The organism is Simiaoa sp., from assembly GCF_051972595.1.
Classification (GTDB): Bacteria; Bacillota; Clostridia; order Lachnospirales; family Lachnospiraceae; genus Acetatifactor; species Acetatifactor hominis.
This window is the reverse complement of record NZ_JBOKRY010000019.1, coordinates 24,547-45,479: the sequence shown is the minus strand read 5'-3', so window position 1 is coordinate 45,479 and position 20,933 is coordinate 24,547. Positions and strand designations below refer to the sequence as shown.

Annotated in this window: 17 protein-coding genes; 1 reads left to right on the top strand and 16 read right to left on the bottom strand. The window is 48.7% G+C overall.

Going from position 1 to position 20,933, the window contains the following annotated elements:
* Positions 1 to 43: 43 nt before the first annotated feature.
* The 10 genes from rnr to gpmI form a co-directional block, all read right to left on the bottom strand.
* A complete protein-coding gene (gene rnr / locus ACTRDR_RS08555) occupies positions 44 to 2,257 on the bottom strand; it encodes a ribonuclease R (RefSeq protein ID WP_440526953.1) in 2,214 nt (737 codons plus the stop codon).
* 195 nt (positions 2,258 to 2,452) lie between these two features.
* Positions 2,453 to 2,692, bottom strand: a complete 240-nt coding sequence (gene secG / locus ACTRDR_RS08550) for a preprotein translocase subunit SecG (protein ID WP_118537268.1) — start codon at positions 2,690 to 2,692, stop codon at positions 2,453 to 2,455.
* A 168-nt stretch (positions 2,693 to 2,860) separates the two neighbouring features.
* Positions 2,861 to 4,543, bottom strand: a complete 1,683-nt coding sequence (locus tag ACTRDR_RS08545; RefSeq protein WP_440526951.1) for a peptide ABC transporter substrate-binding protein — start codon at positions 4,541 to 4,543, stop codon at positions 2,861 to 2,863.
* 94 nt (positions 4,544 to 4,637) lie between these two features.
* Positions 4,638 to 5,630: an ABC transporter ATP-binding protein gene (locus tag ACTRDR_RS08540; protein WP_440526950.1), complete on the bottom strand. Its 993-nt coding sequence runs from the start codon at positions 5,628 to 5,630 to the stop codon at positions 4,638 to 4,640.
* A complete protein-coding gene (locus ACTRDR_RS08535) occupies positions 5,623 to 6,627 on the bottom strand; it encodes an ABC transporter ATP-binding protein (protein ID WP_440526948.1) in 1,005 nt (334 codons plus the stop codon). The genes ACTRDR_RS08540 and ACTRDR_RS08535 overlap by 8 nt, the downstream gene beginning before the upstream one ends.
* Positions 6,628 to 6,644: 17 nt before the next feature.
* Positions 6,645 to 7,694: an ABC transporter permease gene (locus tag ACTRDR_RS08530; protein WP_022152986.1), complete on the bottom strand. Its 1,050-nt coding sequence runs from the start codon at positions 7,692 to 7,694 to the stop codon at positions 6,645 to 6,647.
* 23 nt (positions 7,695 to 7,717) lie between these two features.
* A complete protein-coding gene (locus ACTRDR_RS08525) occupies positions 7,718 to 8,635 on the bottom strand; it encodes an ABC transporter permease (RefSeq protein WP_440526946.1) in 918 nt (305 codons plus the stop codon).
* Between the two features lie 472 nt (positions 8,636 to 9,107).
* Entirely contained in the window at positions 9,108 to 10,427 is a 1,320-nt protein-coding gene (eno, locus tag ACTRDR_RS08520) for a phosphopyruvate hydratase (protein ID WP_440526944.1), read from the bottom strand.
* A gap of 87 nt (positions 10,428 to 10,514) precedes the next feature.
* Positions 10,515 to 11,549: an aldo/keto reductase gene (locus ACTRDR_RS08515; RefSeq protein ID WP_440526942.1), complete on the bottom strand. Its 1,035-nt coding sequence runs from the start codon at positions 11,547 to 11,549 to the stop codon at positions 10,515 to 10,517.
* Between the two features lie 121 nt (positions 11,550 to 11,670).
* The gene (gpmI, locus tag ACTRDR_RS08510) at positions 11,671 to 13,212 is read right to left on the bottom strand and encodes a 2,3-bisphosphoglycerate-independent phosphoglycerate mutase (protein ID WP_440526940.1); all 1,542 of its coding nucleotides are present in this window, start codon (positions 13,210 to 13,212) and stop codon (positions 11,671 to 11,673) included.
* Between the two features lie 231 nt (positions 13,213 to 13,443).
* Between gpmI and ACTRDR_RS08505 the strand changes: the two genes are divergently transcribed.
* The gene (locus tag ACTRDR_RS08505) at positions 13,444 to 14,613 is read left to right on the top strand and encodes a cation diffusion facilitator family transporter (RefSeq protein WP_440526938.1); all 1,170 of its coding nucleotides are present in this window, start codon (positions 13,444 to 13,446) and stop codon (positions 14,611 to 14,613) included.
* Between the two features lie 47 nt (positions 14,614 to 14,660).
* On the opposite strand, the gene leuD is transcribed toward ACTRDR_RS08505, so the two are convergent.
* From leuD to ACTRDR_RS08475, 6 genes are all read right to left on the bottom strand, one after another.
* Positions 14,661 to 15,155 carry a 3-isopropylmalate dehydratase small subunit gene (gene leuD / locus ACTRDR_RS08500; protein ID WP_176864612.1) on the bottom strand — a complete coding sequence of 165 codons (495 nt, stop codon included), beginning with the start codon at positions 15,153 to 15,155 and terminating at the stop codon, positions 14,661 to 14,663.
* Between the two features lie 20 nt (positions 15,156 to 15,175).
* Positions 15,176 to 16,447, bottom strand: a complete 1,272-nt coding sequence (gene leuC / locus ACTRDR_RS08495) for a 3-isopropylmalate dehydratase large subunit (RefSeq protein ID WP_176864615.1) — start codon at positions 16,445 to 16,447, stop codon at positions 15,176 to 15,178.
* 215 nt (positions 16,448 to 16,662) lie between these two features.
* Positions 16,663 to 19,158 (bottom strand): sensor histidine kinase, encoded by a 2,496-nt coding sequence (locus tag ACTRDR_RS08490; protein ID WP_440526935.1) that lies wholly within the window; start codon positions 19,156 to 19,158, stop codon positions 16,663 to 16,665.
* Positions 19,159 to 19,220: 62 nt separating this feature from the next.
* A complete protein-coding gene (locus ACTRDR_RS08485) occupies positions 19,221 to 19,937 on the bottom strand; it encodes a response regulator transcription factor (protein ID WP_022153851.1) in 717 nt (238 codons plus the stop codon).
* A complete protein-coding gene (locus tag ACTRDR_RS08480; protein WP_440526933.1) occupies positions 19,927 to 20,124 on the bottom strand; it encodes a hypothetical protein in 198 nt (65 codons plus the stop codon). The genes ACTRDR_RS08485 and ACTRDR_RS08480 overlap by 11 nt, the downstream gene beginning before the upstream one ends.
* 74 nt (positions 20,125 to 20,198) lie before the next feature.
* The gene (locus ACTRDR_RS08475) at positions 20,199 to 20,855 is read right to left on the bottom strand and encodes a thiamine diphosphokinase (RefSeq protein ID WP_440526931.1); all 657 of its coding nucleotides are present in this window, start codon (positions 20,853 to 20,855) and stop codon (positions 20,199 to 20,201) included.
* Positions 20,856 to 20,933 lie beyond the last annotated feature (78 nt).

The window sequence follows — 20,933 nt, the reverse complement described above, 5'->3', positions numbered from 1 at the left end:
CCCCCGGGTTCATATGAAGTATAGCTTCATTGTGACCGCGGATTTATTTATCCATCAGCCGGAAATTGATGGTACGCATAAAACGGTCGCAGTCTTCCACTTCGATCCGCACCGGCATTCCCAGTTTGAAGCAACGTCCGGTAGCCTCTCCCACCATCTCACACGCTGCCTCATTGTAGTGATAATAGTCGCCCGGGATCGTGGAAATATGGATCAGCCCTTCCACGGTATTGGGCAGTTCCACATACAGTCCCCAGCCGGTGACACCGGAGATCACACCCTCGTATTCCTCTCCGATGTGCTGCTCCATATATTCTACCTTCTTCAGCTTATCCGTCTCCCGCTCTGCCTCATCGGCACGGCGCTCCATCTCGGAAGAATGCTTAGCTACCTCCGGCAGAATATCCCGGTAGTGCTCCACTCTCTCTGCCTTCAGGCGTCCCCGAAGCTGCTCCTTGATAATGCGGTGGATCTGCAGATCCGGATAGCGGCGGATCGGCGAAGTAAAATGACAGTAATACTGACATGCCAGTCCAAAATGTCCGGTACATTCCGTGCTGTATTTCGCCTGCTTCATGCTCCGCAGGGTCAGTCTGGCGATCATAGGCTCTTCGGGAGTTCCCTCGATCTTCTGTAACAGCTTCTGGATCTCCTTGGGATGGATCTCCTCCGTGGAGACCTTGCTGTTCCTGCGCCCCAGCGCCTTCATGTAATACCCGTAATTGCTGATGAACGTGGACAGCTTCTGGATCCGCTCCGGATCCGGCACATCATGGACGCGGTAGACGAAGGGCAGCTCCTGCCAGTAAAAATGCTGCGCCACTGTCTCATTTGCTGCAAGCATGAAATCCTCGATCAGCATAGTAGCCACGTTCCGCTCGTAAGGTTTTATATCCAGCGGATGTCCTTCCTTATCCAACAGGATCTTGCACTCTGGGAAATCGAAATCAATGGATCCCCTCTTCTGTCTCTTCTTCCGCAGTTTGTCCGCGAGTTCAGCCATTTGTTGGAACATAGGGAGCAGTTCCCTGTACTGGGAATAGTCTGTTACGGTTCCTGCGCTTTCCCCGGCGGTTCCATCCGTCGCACCGGCATTATTCTCTACACACTCCGGCTCCTCCAACAGCTTTTTCACCACGGTATAAGACATCCGTTTCTTGACCCGGATCACAGATTCGCAGATCTCATAGTCCACGATCTCGCCCTCTTCATCCACCTTCATCAGGCAGCTTAATGCCAGACGGTCCACGCCTTCGTTCAGGGAACAGATACCGTTACTCAGTGCATGGGGCAGCATGGGGATCACACGATCTACCAGATAGACGCTGGTGCCGCGCTTTAATGCTTCTCTGTCCAGAGCGGAATTCTCCTGCACGTAGTTTGTCACGTCTGCAATGTGTACTCCTAAGTGGTAATATGTCCCGTCAAAGGATACACTGACAGCGTCATCCAGATCCTTGGCATCCTCTCCATCGATGGTGACCATGGTCACATCCCGCAGATCCCTGCGGCCGGCACAGTCCGCCTCGGATACCTCCTGGGATACCCTCTCCACCTGGTTCATGATCTTCTCGCCGAATTCCACCGGCAGGTCAAAGCCACGTACGATAGACATGATGTCTACACCGGGATCGTTGATATGTCCCAGGATCTCCACGACTTTACCCTCAGGGCTCTTCGTATTCGTGCCGTATCCGGTGATCTCCACCACGACCTTATGTCCGGTCATGGCCCCCTTCGACCACTCCTTCGGCACGAAAATATCCTGTGCTATCTTCGTGTTATCCGGAATAACAAAGCCGAAATTACTCTTGGACTGCTCATAGGTTCCCACCACCTGGGTCATTCCCCTGGCAATGATACGGATGACCTGCGCTTCCTGGCGTTTGCCGGTCTTCGCAGGCAGAAGTGCCACTTCCACGGTATCCTTATGGAATGCTCCTCCCTGCTTGTCCTCCGGAATGAACAGATCCTCGTCCCTTCCTTCCACTTCCACAAATCCAAAGCCTTTGGCATTGCTGATAAAAGTTCCTGTCAGAACCTTACCGTTGGACTTCATATATTTTCCTTTTACGGTCAGGGTAAGTTTTCCTTCCGCTAAAAGTTCCCGCAAGATCTCACGAAACTCTTCCCGGTCTTCTTTTGCGACCTGAAGAAATATTGCCAGTTCCTTTTCCTTCATCGGAACGTAAAAATCATCCTTCACCAGATCACAGATTACCTTTTTTCTCTTCTCTCTGATTTCGTTATTACTCATGTAACCTCTCTTAATATAAAAAAGAATCTCGCTTGCGAGATTCTCCGCCTGCGGCGGGTCGCTTTTGCGACATATTTCATAACCACCGCAGTGCGATCCCTGCGGAGCGTTTTTTATTCATAGGAAGAAATTTCCTATGAATAAATAAAACACTCTTGTATGCCATGCACACAAGAGTGTCATCCTTCGTAATGATTAAAATACGTTCAGATTCAGTACGACTGCAAGTAACATGAAGAATACTGCAAGGATCTTCGTGATCTTCACCAGCATACCTTCCATGGAACGTCCTTTATTTCTGCCCCAGTAGGTCTCAGCAGCGCCGCTGATGGAACCCAGTCCTGCGGATTTACCTTCCTGCATCAATACTAACACTGTCAGTGCTACACATACCAATATAAAAATTATGTTGATTACTACTCTTAATGCTTCCATTTCACACCTCCTAATGTCAAGCAGATTTTATATTACCATATATTGTACACAATTGCAACAACATTTTACAAGGCAGTATCGAAAAGACGGCACAAAAAAGGACCCCCGGAAATCTTTACGATCTCACGGGGATCCTTTGTTATTATTCTGAATGATCAGATCCGCAGCTTACTCTGCGATGTCACCATACATGAAGTACCAGAAACCATAAGCGGAATGCCAGATACCGGTAATCTTCTCGCTCTGCAGCCAGAAGTCATTGTAGTAAGCAACAGGGATGCATCCTACCTGCTCCATCAGAACATCCTCAGCCTGATGAAGAGCTGCGGAACGCTCAGCGGTATCCATGGTGGAAGCTGCCTTCTCCATAGCTGCATCGAAGTCAGCATTGGAGAACTTACCATCGTTGTTACCGTTGCCGGTGCAGAACAGGTCTAACATATTGGAAGGATCGCTGTAATCTCCTACCCATCCGTTACGTGCTACCATGTACTCACCGTTACGTCTCATCGGAGTGAAGCTGGACCACTCAACGATATTTACTTCTACGTTAATACCAAGCTCGCCCCATGCCTGCTGTAAGTACTCAGCAACAGTCTTGTGGTAACCTGCATCATTGGTAGTATAGGTGATGGTAGGAAGTCCTTCACCGTTAGGGTAGCCGGCATCAGCTAAGAGCTGCTTAGCTTCCTCAAGGTTAGCATCGAAATCATCGGAGATATAGCTCTGACCACCGTTAGCATTTGCATTGAAGGAGCTGCCGTCGGTATCTACCCAGCCCTCACCTACGAGGTTGTATGCGGGAGAGTAGGTTCCCTGCATCAGGGTATTTGCTACATAATCACGATCAATTGCCAGGCTCAGAGCCTTACGAACATTTACATCTGCGAATGTAGGATCTTCCAGGTTCATGGACAAATAGTAAGTTCCCAGGTTAGGCTCTACATGGAACTCGGGGTTACCCTGTAAGCTGGGGATCTCCTGGGTAGGAACATCCTTGATGAACAGTACATCACCGGACTGGTATGCAGTATAAGCTGCGTTGGAATCCTCCATCAGTACGAATTTGATGCTGCCAAGCTTGATCGCATCTGCATTCCAGTAGTTAGGGTTCTTGGACATGGTAATGTGAGAACCGGGTACCCACTCGGTAATGTAGAAAGGTCCGTTGGAAATATAGGTCTCAGCTGCGGTAGCCCATGCATCGCCGTTAGCCTCTACGGTTGCCTGCTGAACAGGGCTCAGGGTAGCGAATGCTGCCAGAGACTCAAAGTAAGGGCAAGGATTGGAAAGTTCTACAACGAGGGTCTTAGCATCGGGAGCGGATACTGCCAGAGCATCCAGATCACCTGCCTGTGCCTCGTCAAAGCCCTTAACCATACCCAGAACAGTCTCAGCATAAGGAGCTGCTACTACGGGATCGCATACACGCTTCCAGCTGTATACGAAATCGTCTGCGGTCAGATCACTGCCGTCAGACCACTTTAATCCATCACGAAGATGGAAGGTCCATGTAAGACCATCTTCAGATACTTCCCAGGTCTCAGCCTGTCCGGGAGCGATCTTACCATCCTGGTCTACGGTCAGAAGACACTCAAAAGAGTGAAGCAGCATATTACCGCCATCTACTGCACTGTTCAGTGCGGGATCGATGGTCTCGGGATCGGGACCGATCTGAACGGTAAGCTGTTTGCCTTCGGTACTAACTTCAGTTGCTGCTGCATCGGTCTTGGTGCTGTCAGTTGCACTGGCACTGCCGGTTGCAGAAGAACCATTGTCGCTGTTGCCGCATGCTGCCAGAGAACCTACCAGCATTGCTGCGGTGAGCAGCATAGCTAACTTCTTTTTCATAAAGTTATCCTCCTCTTTCTTTTCATACAAAAGCACTATGCTTTGTATAGCTTTATATTAAACAGCTAAATTGCTCAGCTGTCAATACCTAATTTCAGGCATTGATCTTTTCCACATGGTGGCAAGCCACGTAGTGGCCCTTTTCCACTTCTCTCCATTCGGGTTCCTTCTGTGCACAGCACTCATCCGCATAAGGACATCTGGTGCGGAAACGACATCCGGTAGGAGGATTTAAGGGGCTGGGTACATCTCCCTGCAGAACAATACGTTTGCTTGCTCTTGCCTTGATGGGATCTGCAATGGGGATTGCAGAGATCAGGCTCTTGGTATAAGGATGCAGGCTTCGTGCTACCAACTCGTAGCTGTCTGCCAGCTCTACCATTTTGCCCAGGTACATAACGCCGATACGGTCGGAGATATGTTTTACGACAGAGAGGTCATGTGCGATGAACAGATAGGTCAGTCCCATCTGCTCCTGCAGCTCCTCGAACATATTCACCACCTGTGCCTGGATCGATACATCCAGTGCGGAGATCGGCTCGTCGCAGACGATGAACTGAGGATTCACTGCCAGTGCTCTCGCAATGCCGACACGCTGACGCTGTCCGCCGGAGAATTCATGAGGATATCTGTTCGCATGCTCAGAGTTCAGTCCAACCTTCTCCAGCATGGAAATGATCATATCATGACGTTCCTTTTTATTGGCAGCCAGCTTATGAATATCGATGGCTTCCCCTACGATATCTCCTACGGTCATTCTGGGATCCAGACTTGCATAAGGATCCTGGAATACCATCTGCATCTTCTGACGATAAGGCAGCATATCCGCCTTTACTTTATTTTCAACATCCAGGATCACATTGCCGTCAAATGTGATCTTGCCGCCGGTGGGCTCGTATAATCGTAAGATAGAACGTCCGGTGGTGGTCTTACCACAGCCGCTCTCTCCTACCAGTCCGAGAGTCTCACCTTTATTTACAAAAAAGCTGACATCATCCACGGCCTTCACGAACTTACGGTTTTTACCCATGCCGCCTGCGGGGAAGTATTGCTTCAAATGTTCAACCTGAAGTAACTTATCACTCATTGGTATTTCCTCCCTCCATCTCAGCTTTCTGGTTCATAAAGCAGTGTGCATAATGCGTCTCGCTAAAATCCGTCTTAGGAGGATTCTCTCTCAGGCAGACCTTCATGCAGTTCTTACAGCGGGGTGCGAATGCACATCCCTCGGGAGGATTCAGAAGATCTACCGGGTTACCCTCAATGGGGATCAGTTTCTCATGCTTCGTGCTGTCCAGACGGGGGATACTCTCCAGAAGGCCCTTGGTATATTCATGCTTCGGATGGTAGAAGATCTCGTCACAGGTACCGGTCTCCACGATACGGCCGGCATACATGACTGCAATACGGTCACACATGCTCGCCACGATACCCAGGTCATGGGTGATCATGATGATCGCCATGCCCAGCTTGTCCTTCAGCTCCATCATCAGCTCCAGGATCTGCGCCTGAATGGTAACGTCCAGTGCGGTAGTAGGCTCATCGGCGATCAGAAGCTTCGGTTCACATGCCAGTGCGATCGCGATCATGACACGCTGTCTCATACCACCGGACAGCTCGTGGGGATACTGCTTCATACGCTTCTCCGGTTCATTGATACCTACCAGAGACAAAAGCTCCACTGCTCTTGCATATGCCTTTTTCTTGTCCGCATCGGTATGCAGACGTATTACTTCCATGATCTGATTACCAATGGTATATACGGGATTTAAACTGGTCAGAGGATCCTGGAAAATAATGGATACCTCTTTACCACGCATTTTAGAAAAATCTTTTTCGGTCATTTTCTCCACTTCGTGTCCATTGAAGTGAAGCTCTCCGCCTATCAGCTTACCGGGATAAGCGGTCAGTCCCATCAGACTGTATGCGGTTACGGATTTACCGGAACCACTCTCTCCTACGATGCCCAGTACTTCCCCTTCCTTCAGGTGAATGGAGACATCGTTCAGTGCCTTTACTTCTCCGGCAGGAGTAAAGAAAGAGAGACGTTCATGCTGTATATCTACCAGATAATTGTTATCCATCTTCACTACTCCTTCCATTAATTCTTAAGCTTCGGGTCAAATGCGTCACGAAGTCCGTCACCAAACAGGTTAAAGCTTAAGATGATCAGACTGATCAGCAGACAAGGTGCAAACAGCAGGTACGGGAATGTGATCATTCCGTTAATGGCATCACTTGCAAGGCTTCCCAGGGAAGGCAGAGGAACTGCCACACCCATACCTAAGAAGCTTAAATAGCTCTCGGTAAAAATAGAGGAAGGGATCTGCAGTGTGGTGGTAACGATCAGCGTACCGATACAGTTGGTCAGCAGATGTTTTTTAATGATACGGCCATCCTTGGCTCCCAGAGCCTTGGCTGCCATGACATAATCATTCTCCTTCAGGGTGAGGATCTGGCTTCGTACCATACGTGCCATTCCTACCCAGTACAGCAATGCGAATACGATGAAGATACTGATCAGGTTAGATCCTACGATCTGCATCCATCCGAATCCGGGAAGCTGTGCCAGCTTTGCCAGCGGATCCTTTAACGCAAAGGACAGCAGTACGATCAGCAGGAAATCCGGTATCGTATAGATAATATCTACAATACGCATGATGATCAGATCCACCCATCCACCGAAGAATGCAGAGATGGAACCGATCAGGGAACCGATCACAAAAATGATGGCAGTAGCGATCAGACCAACCAGCAGGGAGATACGGCTTCCCATCATAACACGGATGGCATAATCACGGCCCATCTTATCGGTACCGAGCACATGGGGGAATACCTTCTCTCCCGCATCCATACGCTCTATCTCTTTCTCGGAATACTGCATGGGGTGCAGATTCTCACTTCCTTTGATCTGTGTCTTGTAATCATAGGGATAAAATGCAGGCACGATAAAGGAAAAGATCATAACTACAATAATAACGAAGAGGCTGACCATGGCAACCTTATTCTTACGAAGTCTGCGGAAGCCATCCTGCCAGAAGCCCACGCTCTCGCGCATGATGACCTGGCTCTGCTTCTCTTCTTCGTTCGCCGGCATAAAATCTTCCGGTTTATATTTTACATGAAAGCTCATAGCATTCGGTTCTTTCATCGGTATCTTCCTTCCTGTTAATCTTACTTCAACTTGATCCTGGGGTCGACGAGCTTATATACGATATCCACCAGCACATTCATGACAACCATCAGTGTTGCGAGGAAAATGGTGGTGCCCATGATCATGGTGTAGTCACGGTTAATGATCGAGCTGACAAATTCATTGCCCAGACCGGGGATCGTGAAAATCTTCTCTACTACGAAGCTTCCTGTCATAGTATAAGCCATCATAGGACCTACATAGGTGATAACGGGGAGCAGTGCATTTCTCAGTGCATGCTTGAACAGACGGAAGAAAGGCTTTACTCCCTTCGCCGTAGCGGTTCTCATATAATCCTGTCCCAGAACATCCAGCATGGAAGAACGCATCAGTCTCATAATATAAGCAGTTGGGTACAATGCCAGTGCGATCACGGGCATCACATAATGCTTCCAGGTGCCGATTCCGTAGGTGGGCAGTATCTTTACCTTACTTCCCAGGAAATACAGAAGCAGAGTACATACAACGAAGCTTGGTACCGCAATACCACAGGTGGAGATCACGGAGATCACACTGTCCAATGCCTTGCCGCGATGGGTGGCTGCCAGACATCCCAAAGGGATACCTACCAACAGCGCTACGATAACGGAAAGTCCACCTACTCTTGCAGATACAGGGAACTTGGATACTATAATAGAAGTAACGGTTCTTCCTCTCTGCTTCAGACTCTCTCCGAAATCACCGTGCAGAGCATCTGTCATATACGTCAGATACTGTTGGGACAAAGGCTTGTCCAATCCATATTTTGCCTCCAGGGCTGCCTGTGCAGCGGGGCTTACTGCCTTCTCCGAGAGGAACGGACCACCGGGGACCATGTTCATCAGGAAAAAGGTGAGTGTTGCTACTGTAAAAATCGTGATCAGCGCCAGACCGATACGTTTTGCAATATATTTAAGCATCTCTTCAACTCCTTGCTTTTCTTTTGCCTACGGACATTAATAAAATGCATTTTTCGCATTTGTATGCAAGTATACACGCACGTAAAATGTACTTTACTTTCCGACAACGACTTTTGTTATATTACAACACTTTTCTAAGGCTGTCAACTGAAATACACATGAAGTATCTGCCACTTCCCGTGTTTTCCCTTCTTCTGCTTCGTCTCTTGGATGTACGTGCATCGCGCACATATGTCTGCATATTTATGAGAATCTTTTTCAATATAAATAGCCTATCATTTTTATCTTCTGCATATAGTGCATATTTTCTATTATTTTATGTATATTTACACATTTATTAATTCTGACTTTTTCTTTCACTCATGTATTTTTCTATCGTTTTACTATAAAAGCAGGAGGATTTCCGGTGATGAAAATCCTCCTGTTTATACATTTTTTATTTTTTGTAGTTTACATTTTGTTGCGCAGCCATTCAGATCTTGCGAAACGGCTCCATATACGCCGCGGCATCCTTTAACTCCTCTTCCATGGCAAGCAACCGGTTGTACTTCGCCACACGATCGCTGCGGCAGGGTGCTCCGGTCTTGATTTGTCCGGCATTCAGTGCCACCGCTATGTCCGCTATGGTGGTATCCTCCGTCTCGCCGGATCTGTGGGAGATCACCGCCTTGTAACCATTCTTGTGTGCCATTTCCACCGCTTCGAAGGCTTCGGACAAGGTTCCGATCTGATTGACTTTTACCAGAATGGCATTAGCACAATGAAGTTTGATCCCGGCATCCAGCCGCTTTGTATTTGTGACAAACAGATCATCTCCCACTAACTGGATCTTCTCCCCCAGCCGTTTTGTAAGCTCCTGCCAACCGTCCCAGTCATTTTCATCCAGTCCGTCCTCAATAGAGATAATGGGATAGTTCTCCACGAGCCGTTCATAATACGAGATCATTTCTCCGGTATCCCGCAGGACTTCCTCTCCCTTCAGCTTACTCTCCCCGGGGAAATGATACATTCCCGTTTTTTCATTATATAGTTCACTGCTGGCGGCATCCATGGCGATCTTGATATCCTGTCCCGGGACATATCCGGAAGCCTCGATCGCCTCCACAAGGAAATCCAGCACGCTCTCCGCATCCGGCAGGTTGGGTGCAAAGCCGCCCTCATCCCCGACTCCGGTGGACAAGCCTTTCTCCTCCAGCAGTTTTTTCAGATTATGATAAATTTCCGCACAGATCCGTAACCCCTCCGCAAAGTTTTCCGCCTGCACGGGCATGATCATGAACTCCTGGAAATCCACGGTGTTCGCCGCATGCTTTCCGCCGTTTAAGATATTCATCATAGGTACCGGCAGAAGTCTCGGAGAGATTCCTCCGAAGTAACGGTACAGGGGAAGGCCCAGTGCCTCCGCAGCTGCTCTTGCCACCGCCATGGACACTGCCAGCATGGCATTGGCACCTAAGCTGCTCTTGTTGTCCGTGCCGTCCGTCTCCCGTAGAATTCTGTCGATACGGATCTGCTCCAGGGCATTTTCTCCCAGTAAAACACTTGCAATTTTCTCGTCTATATTTTTCACGGCATGCTGCACGCCCAGACCGAAATACCTGGTCTCACCGTCCCTGAGTTCCACGGCCTCGAACTGACCGGTGCTGGCTCCGGAAGGCACTGCCGCCATACCTTTTGTGCATCTTCCGGTCTCTTTGTCCTTCACGGTAACGACAGCAGCCACCGTGGGATTCCCTCTCGAATCCAGGATCTCCCTTCCGTGTACTTCGATGATCTCCAGATATTTTTCCATAAAAAACCTCCTTACAGGCATCCTTAACTTACTATTTCTTAGGTAAGTATGTCCCATAAGGAGGTTATTATTCAGATCTGCTATGCGTTAATACGCTTTTCCGGCAAGGATCTCACAGTAATCCTTATAATTTTTCTCAAGCAGTGCCGGAGTATCCAGTCCGTAGGGACACTTGGATTTGCATCTGCCACAATGCAGGCACTCTTCAATCTTACGCATCTTCGCCTGCATCTCGTCTGTCAGCTGTGCGGCGGAAGGTGCTCTGCGGATCATCAGACTCATGCGGGCACAGTTGTTGATCTCGATTCCCGCGGGGCAGGGCATGCAGTAGCCGCAGCCTCTGCAGAATTCTCCCTGCAGTTCTTCTCTGTCATGGTCGATCACCGCCTGCAATTCGGGTGTCAATGCAGGAGGATTATCTATATAGGACAGAAATTCATCCAGCTCGCTCTCCCGCTGCACTCCCCAGATCGGAAGTACATTATCAAACTGTGCCAGATATGCATATGCCGCTGCTGAATTATTGATCAGTCCGCCGGACAGTGCTTTCATGGCGATAAATCCCATGCCTGCTTTTTTACAATCCTGTACCAGCTCCAGATCCTTATCCGTTGCCAGATAGCAGAAGGGAAACTGCAGAGTCTCATACAGTCCGCTTTCGATGGCTTCATGTGCCACATTCAGGCGATGGTTCGTGATGCCGATATGGCGGATCATGCCTTTGTCCTTCGCTTCCAGCATAGCTTCATACAATCCTGTGCCGTCTCCCGGCTTCGGGCAGAATGCCGGGTTATGGAACTGATAAATGTCGATATAGTCTGTTTTTAATTTTTCCAGGGAAGTATGCAGCTCCTTCCAGAAGCCTTCTGCTGTGGTGGCTCCGGTCTTGGTAGCGATATATATTTTATCCCGCATACCCCAAAAAGCAGCGCCCACTTTCTCTTCACTGTCGGTATAGTATCTGGCAGTGTCGTAAAAGGTCACGCCAGCCGCATAGGCTTTGCGAAGCAGTCCGATGGCTGCTTCTTTGGAGATACGCTGGATGGGCAGTGCTCCGAAGGAGTTCTTCTCCACAGTAATTCCCGTACTTCCTAAAGTTACCAGATTTCTCTTCTGTTCCATATAATATAATTCTTCCTCCTGCTGTTAAGAAGATATCATGTAAAAATCAGTTACAAAATCCTCAGGCACCGTGCAAAGTGCCTGAGGAATCATTTCTTGTCATAGGAATATGATACAGTTACTATTTCTTAATTAACAGAGATTTTCCTGTCATTTCTGCGGGTTGCTCCATACCCATCACGTTGATCAGGGTAGGTACGATATCTGCCAGGCATCCGCCCTCTTTCAGAGTATAGGCAGGATCGTAGTTTACCAGGATGAAAGGAACCGGATTGGTGGTATGTGCAGTATGAGGCTGACCGGTGGTGTAATCGATCATCTGCTCTGCGTTACCGTGGTCTGCACAGATGAACAGAACGCCGTCTACATCCTTCACTGCCTGTACTGCCTTGCCTACGCACTCATCTACGGTCTCAATAGCCTTGATGGCTGCGGAGATCACACCGGTATGGCCTACCATATCGGGGTTCGCGAAGTTGATCACGATCACATCGTATTTTTCAGAACGGATCGCGTCAAGCAGCTTCTCACATACTGCGGGAGCACTCATCTCGGGCTTCAGATCGTAGGTAGCTACATCCTTGGGCGAATTTACCAGGATACGATCCTCTCCCTCGTTGGGCTGCTCTACACCGCCGTTGAAGAAGAAGGTTACATGTGCATACTTCTCAGTCTCGGCGATACGTGCCTGCTTCATATCATGTGCTGCCAGCCACTCACCGAAGGTATTGGTAATGGCGATCTTGTGGAATGCCACTTCTTTATTAGGAATGGTAGGATCGTAATCGGAGAAGCATACGAAGGTGATATCCTTTCTCACGCGGTCAAATCCCTTGAAGTCATCATCACAGAAAGCTCTGGTGATCTCTCTTGCACGGTCGGGACGGAAGTTGAAGAAAATTACGGAATCCTTGTCCTGCACCAGTCCGACTGCCTTGCCGTCTTCTACAACAACAGTAGGTTTTACAAACTCATCGGTCTCTTCTCTGTCGTAAGACTCCTGGATACCGCAGATACCGCAGGCAGCGGTCAGACCTTTGCCTTCGGTCATGGCATCGTAAGCCAGCTGTACACGGTCATAGTTGTTATCACGATCCATAGCATAGTAACGTCCCATTACAGAAGCGATCTTACCTACACCGATTTTCTTCATTTCTTCATTTAACTGCTCTGCATAGCTCTTACCGCTGGCGGGAGGAGTATCACGTCCGTCTAAGAAGCAGTGAACATATACTTTTTCCAGTCCCTGCTGCTTAGCCAGCTCCAGCAGACCGTACAGATGGGTGATGTGGCTGTGTACGCCACCATCGGATAACAGACCCATCAGGTGCAGGGCGCTGTTGTTCTTCTTACAGTTATTAATAGCCTTTAACAGAGCTTCATTCTTAAAAAAGTCTCCGTCCTGGATCTCCTTAGTGATACGGGTCAGCTCCTGATATACGATACGGCCGGCACCCATGTTCATATGACCTACTTCAGAGTTACCCATCTGACCCTCGGGAAGTCCTACTGCCAAACCACTGGCGTTACCATGTACATAAGGATACTCCTTCATCAGGGAATCCATGACAGGGGTGTTCGCCATTGCTACGGCATTGCCCTCTGTCTTATCATTTAATCCATAGCCATCCAGGATCATTAATACAACCGGTTTCTTTCTCATCGATCGTTCCTCCATTTTTACTTTATGCTCATTATCATTACCTGTACGTTTCCGGGGGCGATTTCTCTGCCCTCAGGATCCGTTATAAAAGTTTCTATATTACATCCACGGAGATTATACACTGAAAATGCCGGATGCGCAATAGCAACCGCTGATTTCTTGCACTTGTATTTTCCCTTCATATGCGCTACAATATCTCTTAAACTCTCATTTGGGAAAAGGGGTTATCTTATGGTTACATTATTGGCAAAATTATTTATCAGGGATCATGAAAACGTTAGGGATTCCGGCGTTCGTCAGGCATATGGAGTGCTCTGCGGTATCGTTGGGATCTGTTTCAACCTGATCCTGTTCACTACCAAGGCTCTGGCAGGCTTATTCAGTCATTCCATCGCCATCACGGCAGATGCATTCAACAATCTGTCGGATGCGGCATCCTCCATCATTACGCTGGTGGGCTTCAGGATGGCCGGACAGAAGCCGGACTCCGATCATCCCTTTGGGCACGGACGGATCGAATATATCTCCGGACTGTTAGTGTCCATCCTGATCGTGCTCATGGGCTTCGAACTGGTAAAAAGTTCTGTAAGCAAGATCTTCCATCCGGAAGCTCCTGACTACTCCCCTGTCATTATTGGCATCCTGATATTTTCGATCCTGGTAAAATGCTATATGGCACTCTATAACCGCCGCATCGGTACCCGGATCAGCTCCGTAGCCATGAAGGCTACGGCCATTGACAGTTTAAGCGATGTGGTGGCAACCACGGTGGTTCTCATCGGCACCATCGTCTCCGCCACCTCCGGCATCATTATCGATGGCTACTGTGGTGTACTGGTGGGTATGTTCATCCTCTACTCCGGCTTCGTAGCTGCGAAGGATACCATCAGTCCTCTGCTGGGGCAGCCCCCTGAACCAGAGTTTGTGAAGCAGATCAATGATATCGTACTCTCCTATGATGCTGTCACCGGGATCCACGATCTCATCGTACATAACTACGGACCCGGCAGAACACTGATCTCTCTGCATGCAGAGGTTCCCGCCGATGGAAATATTCTGACCCTGCACGATACGATCGATACCATTGAGCATGAACTGCGCAGCAAATTAAACTGTAATGCGGTGATCCACATGGATCCCGTCAGCACCAATGATCCCAAGACACTGTCCCTGAAAGCGGAGGTAAACACTTATCTGGATCAGATCGATCCAAAACTCAGCATGCATGATTTCCGCATTGTCCAGGGACCGACCCACACGAATATCATTTTTGACATCGTAGTTCCCTATGATTATCCCGTCTCCGATCAGGAGGTGGTTGACTCTGTCACGAAACGGATTCAGATGAACCATCCGGACTTCTATACGGTGATAGATGTAGATAAGGCAGTGGTTCGATAACCACAGAAAAGAGCAGCACAGGCTGCTCTTTTTCTTAAACCTTTTTCCTAATCTTCTTTACTATTGATGTAGTTGATCAGTCCCTCTGCAGCAATGATCTTCTGCATGAACTCGGGGAATGCCTGTCCCTGGAAGCTCTCGCCGGTGGTGAGATCTTTGATCACGCCGGTATTGAAGTCGATCTCGACTTCGTCACCGTTTTGAATCTTCCTGGATGCCTCGGGACACTCAATGATGGGCAGCCCGATATTGATGGCATTGCGGTAGAAGATTCGGGCGAAGGTCTCTGCAATGACGCAGCTGACGCCTGCCGCCTTGATGGCGATGGGGGCATGCTCTCTGGAGGATCCGCAGCCGAAGTTCTTCTCCGCTACGATAATGTCACCTTTTTTCACATTTTTGATAAAATCCTTATCAATGTCCTCCATGCAGTGGGTAGCCAGTTCTGCGGGATCGGAGGAATTCAGATATCTTGCGGGAATGATAACGTCGGTATCCACGTTATCTCCGAATTTAAAAACCGTTCCTTTTGCGTTGTTCATTTTCTATTACCTCTTTTATTTTATTTGAGTTCACAGGGGCAGGAAATCTTGCCGGTGATGGCGCTGGCTGCTGCCACTGCGGGACTCGCCAGATAGATCTCACTCTTTACATGTCCCATACGTCCCACGAAATTACGGTTGGTTGTGGAGACACATCTCTCTCCCTCTGCCAGGATACCCATGTATCCGCCGAGGCAGGGTCCGCAGGTAGGTGTACTTACCACTGCTCCCGCCTCGATGAAGGTCTTAAGAAGTCCCTCTTCCATTGCCTGCATGTAGATGGACTGGGTGGCGGGGATCACGATACAGCGCATGCCCTTTGCCACATGTCTGCCTGCAAGTACCTTCGCTGCGGTGCGCAGATCGTCGATACGTCCGTTGGTACAGGATCCGATCACTACCTGATCAATAGCGATGGGCTCCATCTCGTGGATCTCATCAATGGTATGTGTATTCTCCGGCAGATGCGGGAAGGCCACAGTGGGACGTAAGGTGCTCAGATCAATAGTATATTCTGCATCATACTGTGCATCCGGATCTGCTTCAAATACCTTATAGGGGCGTTTTGAATGTTCTTCCATGTAAGCAACAGCCTTCTCGTCCACAGGAAAAATACCGTTCTTACCGCCGGCTTCGATAGCCATGTTGGCAATGGTGAATCGGTCATCCATGGACAGATTGGCGATACCGTCTCCTACAAATTCCATAGACTTGTACAGTGCACCGTCAACACCGATCATGCCGATGATATGTAAGATCACATCCTTACCGCTGACCCATTCTGCGGGTTTGCCGGTCAGATTGAATTTGATCGCCGCAGGAACTTTAAACCATGCCTTGCCGGTAGCCATACCGGCTGCCATATCGGTACTTCCCACACCGGTGGAAAATGCACCCAGAGCGCCGTAAGTACAGGTATGGGAATCCGCTCCGATGATCACATCTCCGGCTACGGTAAGACCTTTCTCCGGAAGCAGGGCATGTTCGATACCCATCTCTCCCACTTCGAAATAATTCGTGATCTCATTGCGTCTTGCAAACTCACGGACACATTTGCAGTGCTCCGCAGATTTAATATCCTTATTGGGAACAAAATGATCCGGTACCAGTGCGATCTTATCCTTATCGAACACTCCCTGTACCTTCATTTTATCCATTTCCTTGATTGCCACCGGACTGGTAATATCGTTACCCAGCACCAGATCCAGCTGTGCCTCGATCAACTGTCCTGCCTGTACCTGCGCAAGGCCCGCTGCCTGTGCAAGTATCTTCTGTGTCATTGTCATTCCCATTGTTTACTGCTCCTTTTTCTCTTCATACAACTTGCGCATTCCGCACAGCTGCTCACTCTTCAGATACGAAATACATCTCCTTGAAGTTTCCATTATTGTAGCACACTCATTTGTAATTGAAAACATCCACATTTAACGTATTTCTACGCAAATGTGGATGTTTTGGCTTCAATTTATTGATTTATTTTAACATTGCAATGTAATGCTTTTTATGATTACAGTGGTTGTTTTTCTTTTTCTCCGGCCGTCACTGTGTCCCCGGAATTGCCGTGGTTCCCACTCTCTGGCTTTACTTTCCAGTTCAGCACCACCTTGAATAAATCTCCGTCCAGTTCGATCCGGAACTTTCCGCCCTGAATTTCTGTAAAGCTTTTTGCAATTGCCAGTCCCAGTCCGCTTCCTTCCGTGTTACGGGAAGCATCCCCTCTGACGAATCGCTCGGTCAGTTCCTCTCCCGATACGGATAATTCCTGCGCTGTGATGTTTTTTAAGATAATGGTCACCTCATCCTTTGCCGTAAAACCGTTGACATAGACTCTGGTTCCCGGCAGAGCATATTTTGCAATATTGCCAAACAGATTTTCAAAAATCCGGAAGGTCTTCTGACTGTCTAACGGCACGATGACCTTCTCCTCCGGCATGCTCATCCGCACATCCAGTCCGGCATCCGCCAGCTTATCTTCCATCTCGAATTCGACCTGTTTCACCATGCTTACGATATCCACATCACGGATGTCGAGCGTGATATTCTGGGAATTTGCCTTGCTGACTTCGAACAGATCCTCGATCAGTGCCTTCAGGCGCAGCGATTTACGATCCAGTGTCTCTAAGTACTCCTTCCGCTGTTCCTCCGTCACTCCCGGCTCCTGAAGTAGTTTCACATAGGTAATGATAGCTGTCAGTGGCGTCTTCAGATCGTGGGATACATTCGTGATCAGTTCCGATTTCATCCGTTGGCTCTTCACTTCCTCCGCCACCGCATTGCGGAAGCCTTCCTCGATCCGGTAGATCTGTGGTTTAAAGGGTTCAAACACGCCCAGATCTTCCTCTATGGTCACATTCAGATTACCCTGAGCTATCTCATTGGTAGCCTTTAACAGCAATCCGTACTTTTTCTGCAATTTGCTGACATAACGCCGCAGTACAAAATACAGTACCACAGAATAAATGACTGCAATCGTCACTCCTCCCAGCGGAAGGCTGCATACGATCACCAGAATCAGGGCATTCCACAATACGATCCGCAGGATCAGCTTCTTGGCATCCTTTGTCACATCAAAATGCTCTGCATCATGATAGACATCCACCACCTTATCACGTCCGACGGTCCACACTTTTTTGATCCCTTGCCATAATTTTTTCCAGGCAGGAACCAGCATATAGCACAGACATCTCTCATGGAAATATCCGCGTATTCCCATGGTGCGCATTGCCCGCAGGGATACACCGCTGCACCAGGCAATGAAAAACAAGGCTGCCACTGCCAGAACGTTTAACGCATAGGTCAGTATTGTGGTCACCATCTGTATCTGCGCACTGTTTCCCCGTAAAACCGTGCTCAGCGCATGACCGCTTCTCACCCAGGATACCAGTCCTACCACCTGTTCACTTCCGACGCCGGCGATCCCCACAAGGATCACAACAATCGCCTCGACAGGCAGCTTCAGCAGCACCACCTTCTCCCAGGCTCTCTCTTCCCCAAGTCCCGGTAACACAAACGCCAGCAGGAAGACCAGCAGTGCCAGGATCAGAAACATCTGCTGACATCCGGACAGATAATAGGATGCATATTGCTCTCCCATGGAAAAGTAAACACTGACATTGTTCATATCCTGATCATAATAAATATATTGACCATTCTGTCCCAGGCTCTGTGCCGCCTGTCTGGAGATGCAGAAGGTGATCTCACAATTTTTCGGCATTTCCAGCCGGAACATGGCATTATGACCGGCAGAGCTTTCGCTGCCCATATTGGCATCCACCATTCGCGTAAGACCACAATTACGGATCACTTCCGCCGCTGTCTTGCGAAGGGTTGTCGTATCCGATCCGATCACCGTATTCCCTAAGGTGGCATCATTTCCATAGTCGTCAAATACAAAAGTCAGATAAAAGCTCTGGTCCTCCGCCACAATATCCGTATCCGCCAGATTACTTAGGATCTCTCCAGTCTTAGTATCCCGGATCCTATAATCATACAAATTATTCAGCTGACCAAAGGAGTTTTCCAGGGTATTAAAATGTTCTTCCAGGTATTCCCCGGTCTGTGCCGCCAAGATTCCCTGAGCCGCATAGTTTTCTGGATCTGCTCCTTCCGGTATCGTGAGCTCCTCCGTATCTCCATATGCCACTTCTGCCCGCTTCCGGTCATCATTGAGCCATTCGTTTCCCTCCGTGGGCTGCATATATAATTCCCCATAACTTAAGGAAGTCTGGTGTTCTTTGTTATACAGATCGCGGTAGAGCAGATAGCAGTTCTGATACAGATAAGTAATCGTATTCGACGTCTCCAACGGATCCGCAATGTATTGTTCGTTCCTCCTGCTCTCCGCTCTACGCTCGAAGATTCCGTAGCAGGCGGTAAAAATGCCGGAAGCTGCCAGACTGACAATCAGTCCGATGATCAGCCATTTGACTGCAGGCTTTCTGTTTCCTCGGTTTTCCCTGTTTTCTGTTGTCTCCACTTTCACAGCCTCTGTTACCTGTTCCATTCTTACACCTCTCCGGTCATTTCCCTCTGTCTGCCGAAACGCTTTGTTTCCCACATCCGCATTTATTGTTTGTCGATCTTATATCCTACACCCCATACCACTTTCAGATACTTGGGATTTCGCGGATCGATCTCGATTTTTTCGCGGATATTCCGCACATGTACCATAATGGTATCGGTGTTGACCGCTTTCTCGTTCCAGATACGCTCGTATATCTCATCCGCGGAAAATACTCTGCCCGGATTCTTGATCAGGAGCTGTACGATCTTGAATTCCATAGGAGTCAGCTTCACTGCTTCTCCGTCCACCGTCACTTCCACGGTTTCTTCGTTAAGTTCCAGTCCACCGATGGTATACACATGGGATTTTTCCTGTTCTTCCCCACTGACCGCCGTCAGATATTTGGAATATCTGCGCAGATGGGAATTCACCCTCGCCAACAGTTCCAACGGTGTAAAGGGTTTGGTCACATAGTCATCCGCTCCCATATTTAATCCCATGATCTTATCCACTTCCTCGGACTTGGCGGACAGCATGATCACTGGGAACTCGTGATTCTGCTCCCGCAGCTTCATTAACATCGTCACACCGTCCATCACCGGCATCATAATATCCAGAATAGCCAGATGGATCTCTTCCTGTGCTACGATCTCCAGTCCTTCCTTACCGTTGGCAGCTTTCCATACCTGATACCCCTGATTTTTCAGGTAAATCTCCACACCATCCCGGATTTCCTTATCATCCTCCACGATGAGAATATGATATTTATTATTCTCCATGACTCCCTCTCATTCTGCCGCATGCGGCAAGGGGATCCTCTCCCCTGTCTGTTTCTGATTCTAAGTTATAATTTCTAATTTCACATACAGAAAAAACAAAAGATTTTCTAAAGATTTTTTTCGTAAAAACACCAAGGAGGTGGACATTCGGTGCCACCTCTCTGATCGTCAGTTTTCCGTTTTTCAACTGTTATTTCTCCACTTTGAAGGAATAGGTATCCCCGGACTTACTGCCGCAGGCGGTCATTCCGGCTTACATGGTTATACTTCATCCTCATAGTACCGGATCATGCATACCAGTTCACCGTCCTCTACGGACACCTCCGCTTCCTCTCCCAGGAATTCATTGCTGATCCCGATGGGGAAATCGTTGGTGATCACGGCATTTTCCAAAGGATATTTCATGCCGCGGATATTCACGCCTTTTGCCTCCTTCGTCAGGGCAAACAGCGACATGGTGCCCTCCAGCTCCTTCCGGAAATGCACGGCTTCGTTCTGCAGTACCAGCACCATTCCCGTACCGTCTACCAGGTACCCCACCGCACCGTGATTTTTGAGATACAGCAGACACTGGATATTCGCCAGGGTATGGTCAAATCTCCCACCGGTGGCCGCATAAATACGGAAATCGGTATATCCCAGTTCCAGACCTTTCTTGATTGCAGCCAGCATATCCGTATCATCCTTGCACTCCGGCAGGCAGCAGATCTTCTCCGGAACAGTCTGTTGTAGCTGTTCCACAGCAAGCTTCTCCTGTTCGGTCATCGAGTCAAAATCTCCGATGATCAGATCCGGCTCCACATTCAGGATCCCGCAGTAGCTTAAGCCGCCGTCCACCGCGATCACATAATCTTCTTCCGTCACAGACAGCTCTCCCATCGTGAGATCTCCTGCGCCGATCAAAATACATTTACCCATAGTATTTACTGTTTTCCTTTCCTGTAACGGTTTTGTCCACGAGACGTCACGCACTATTCTACAATTTCTGCGTTTACT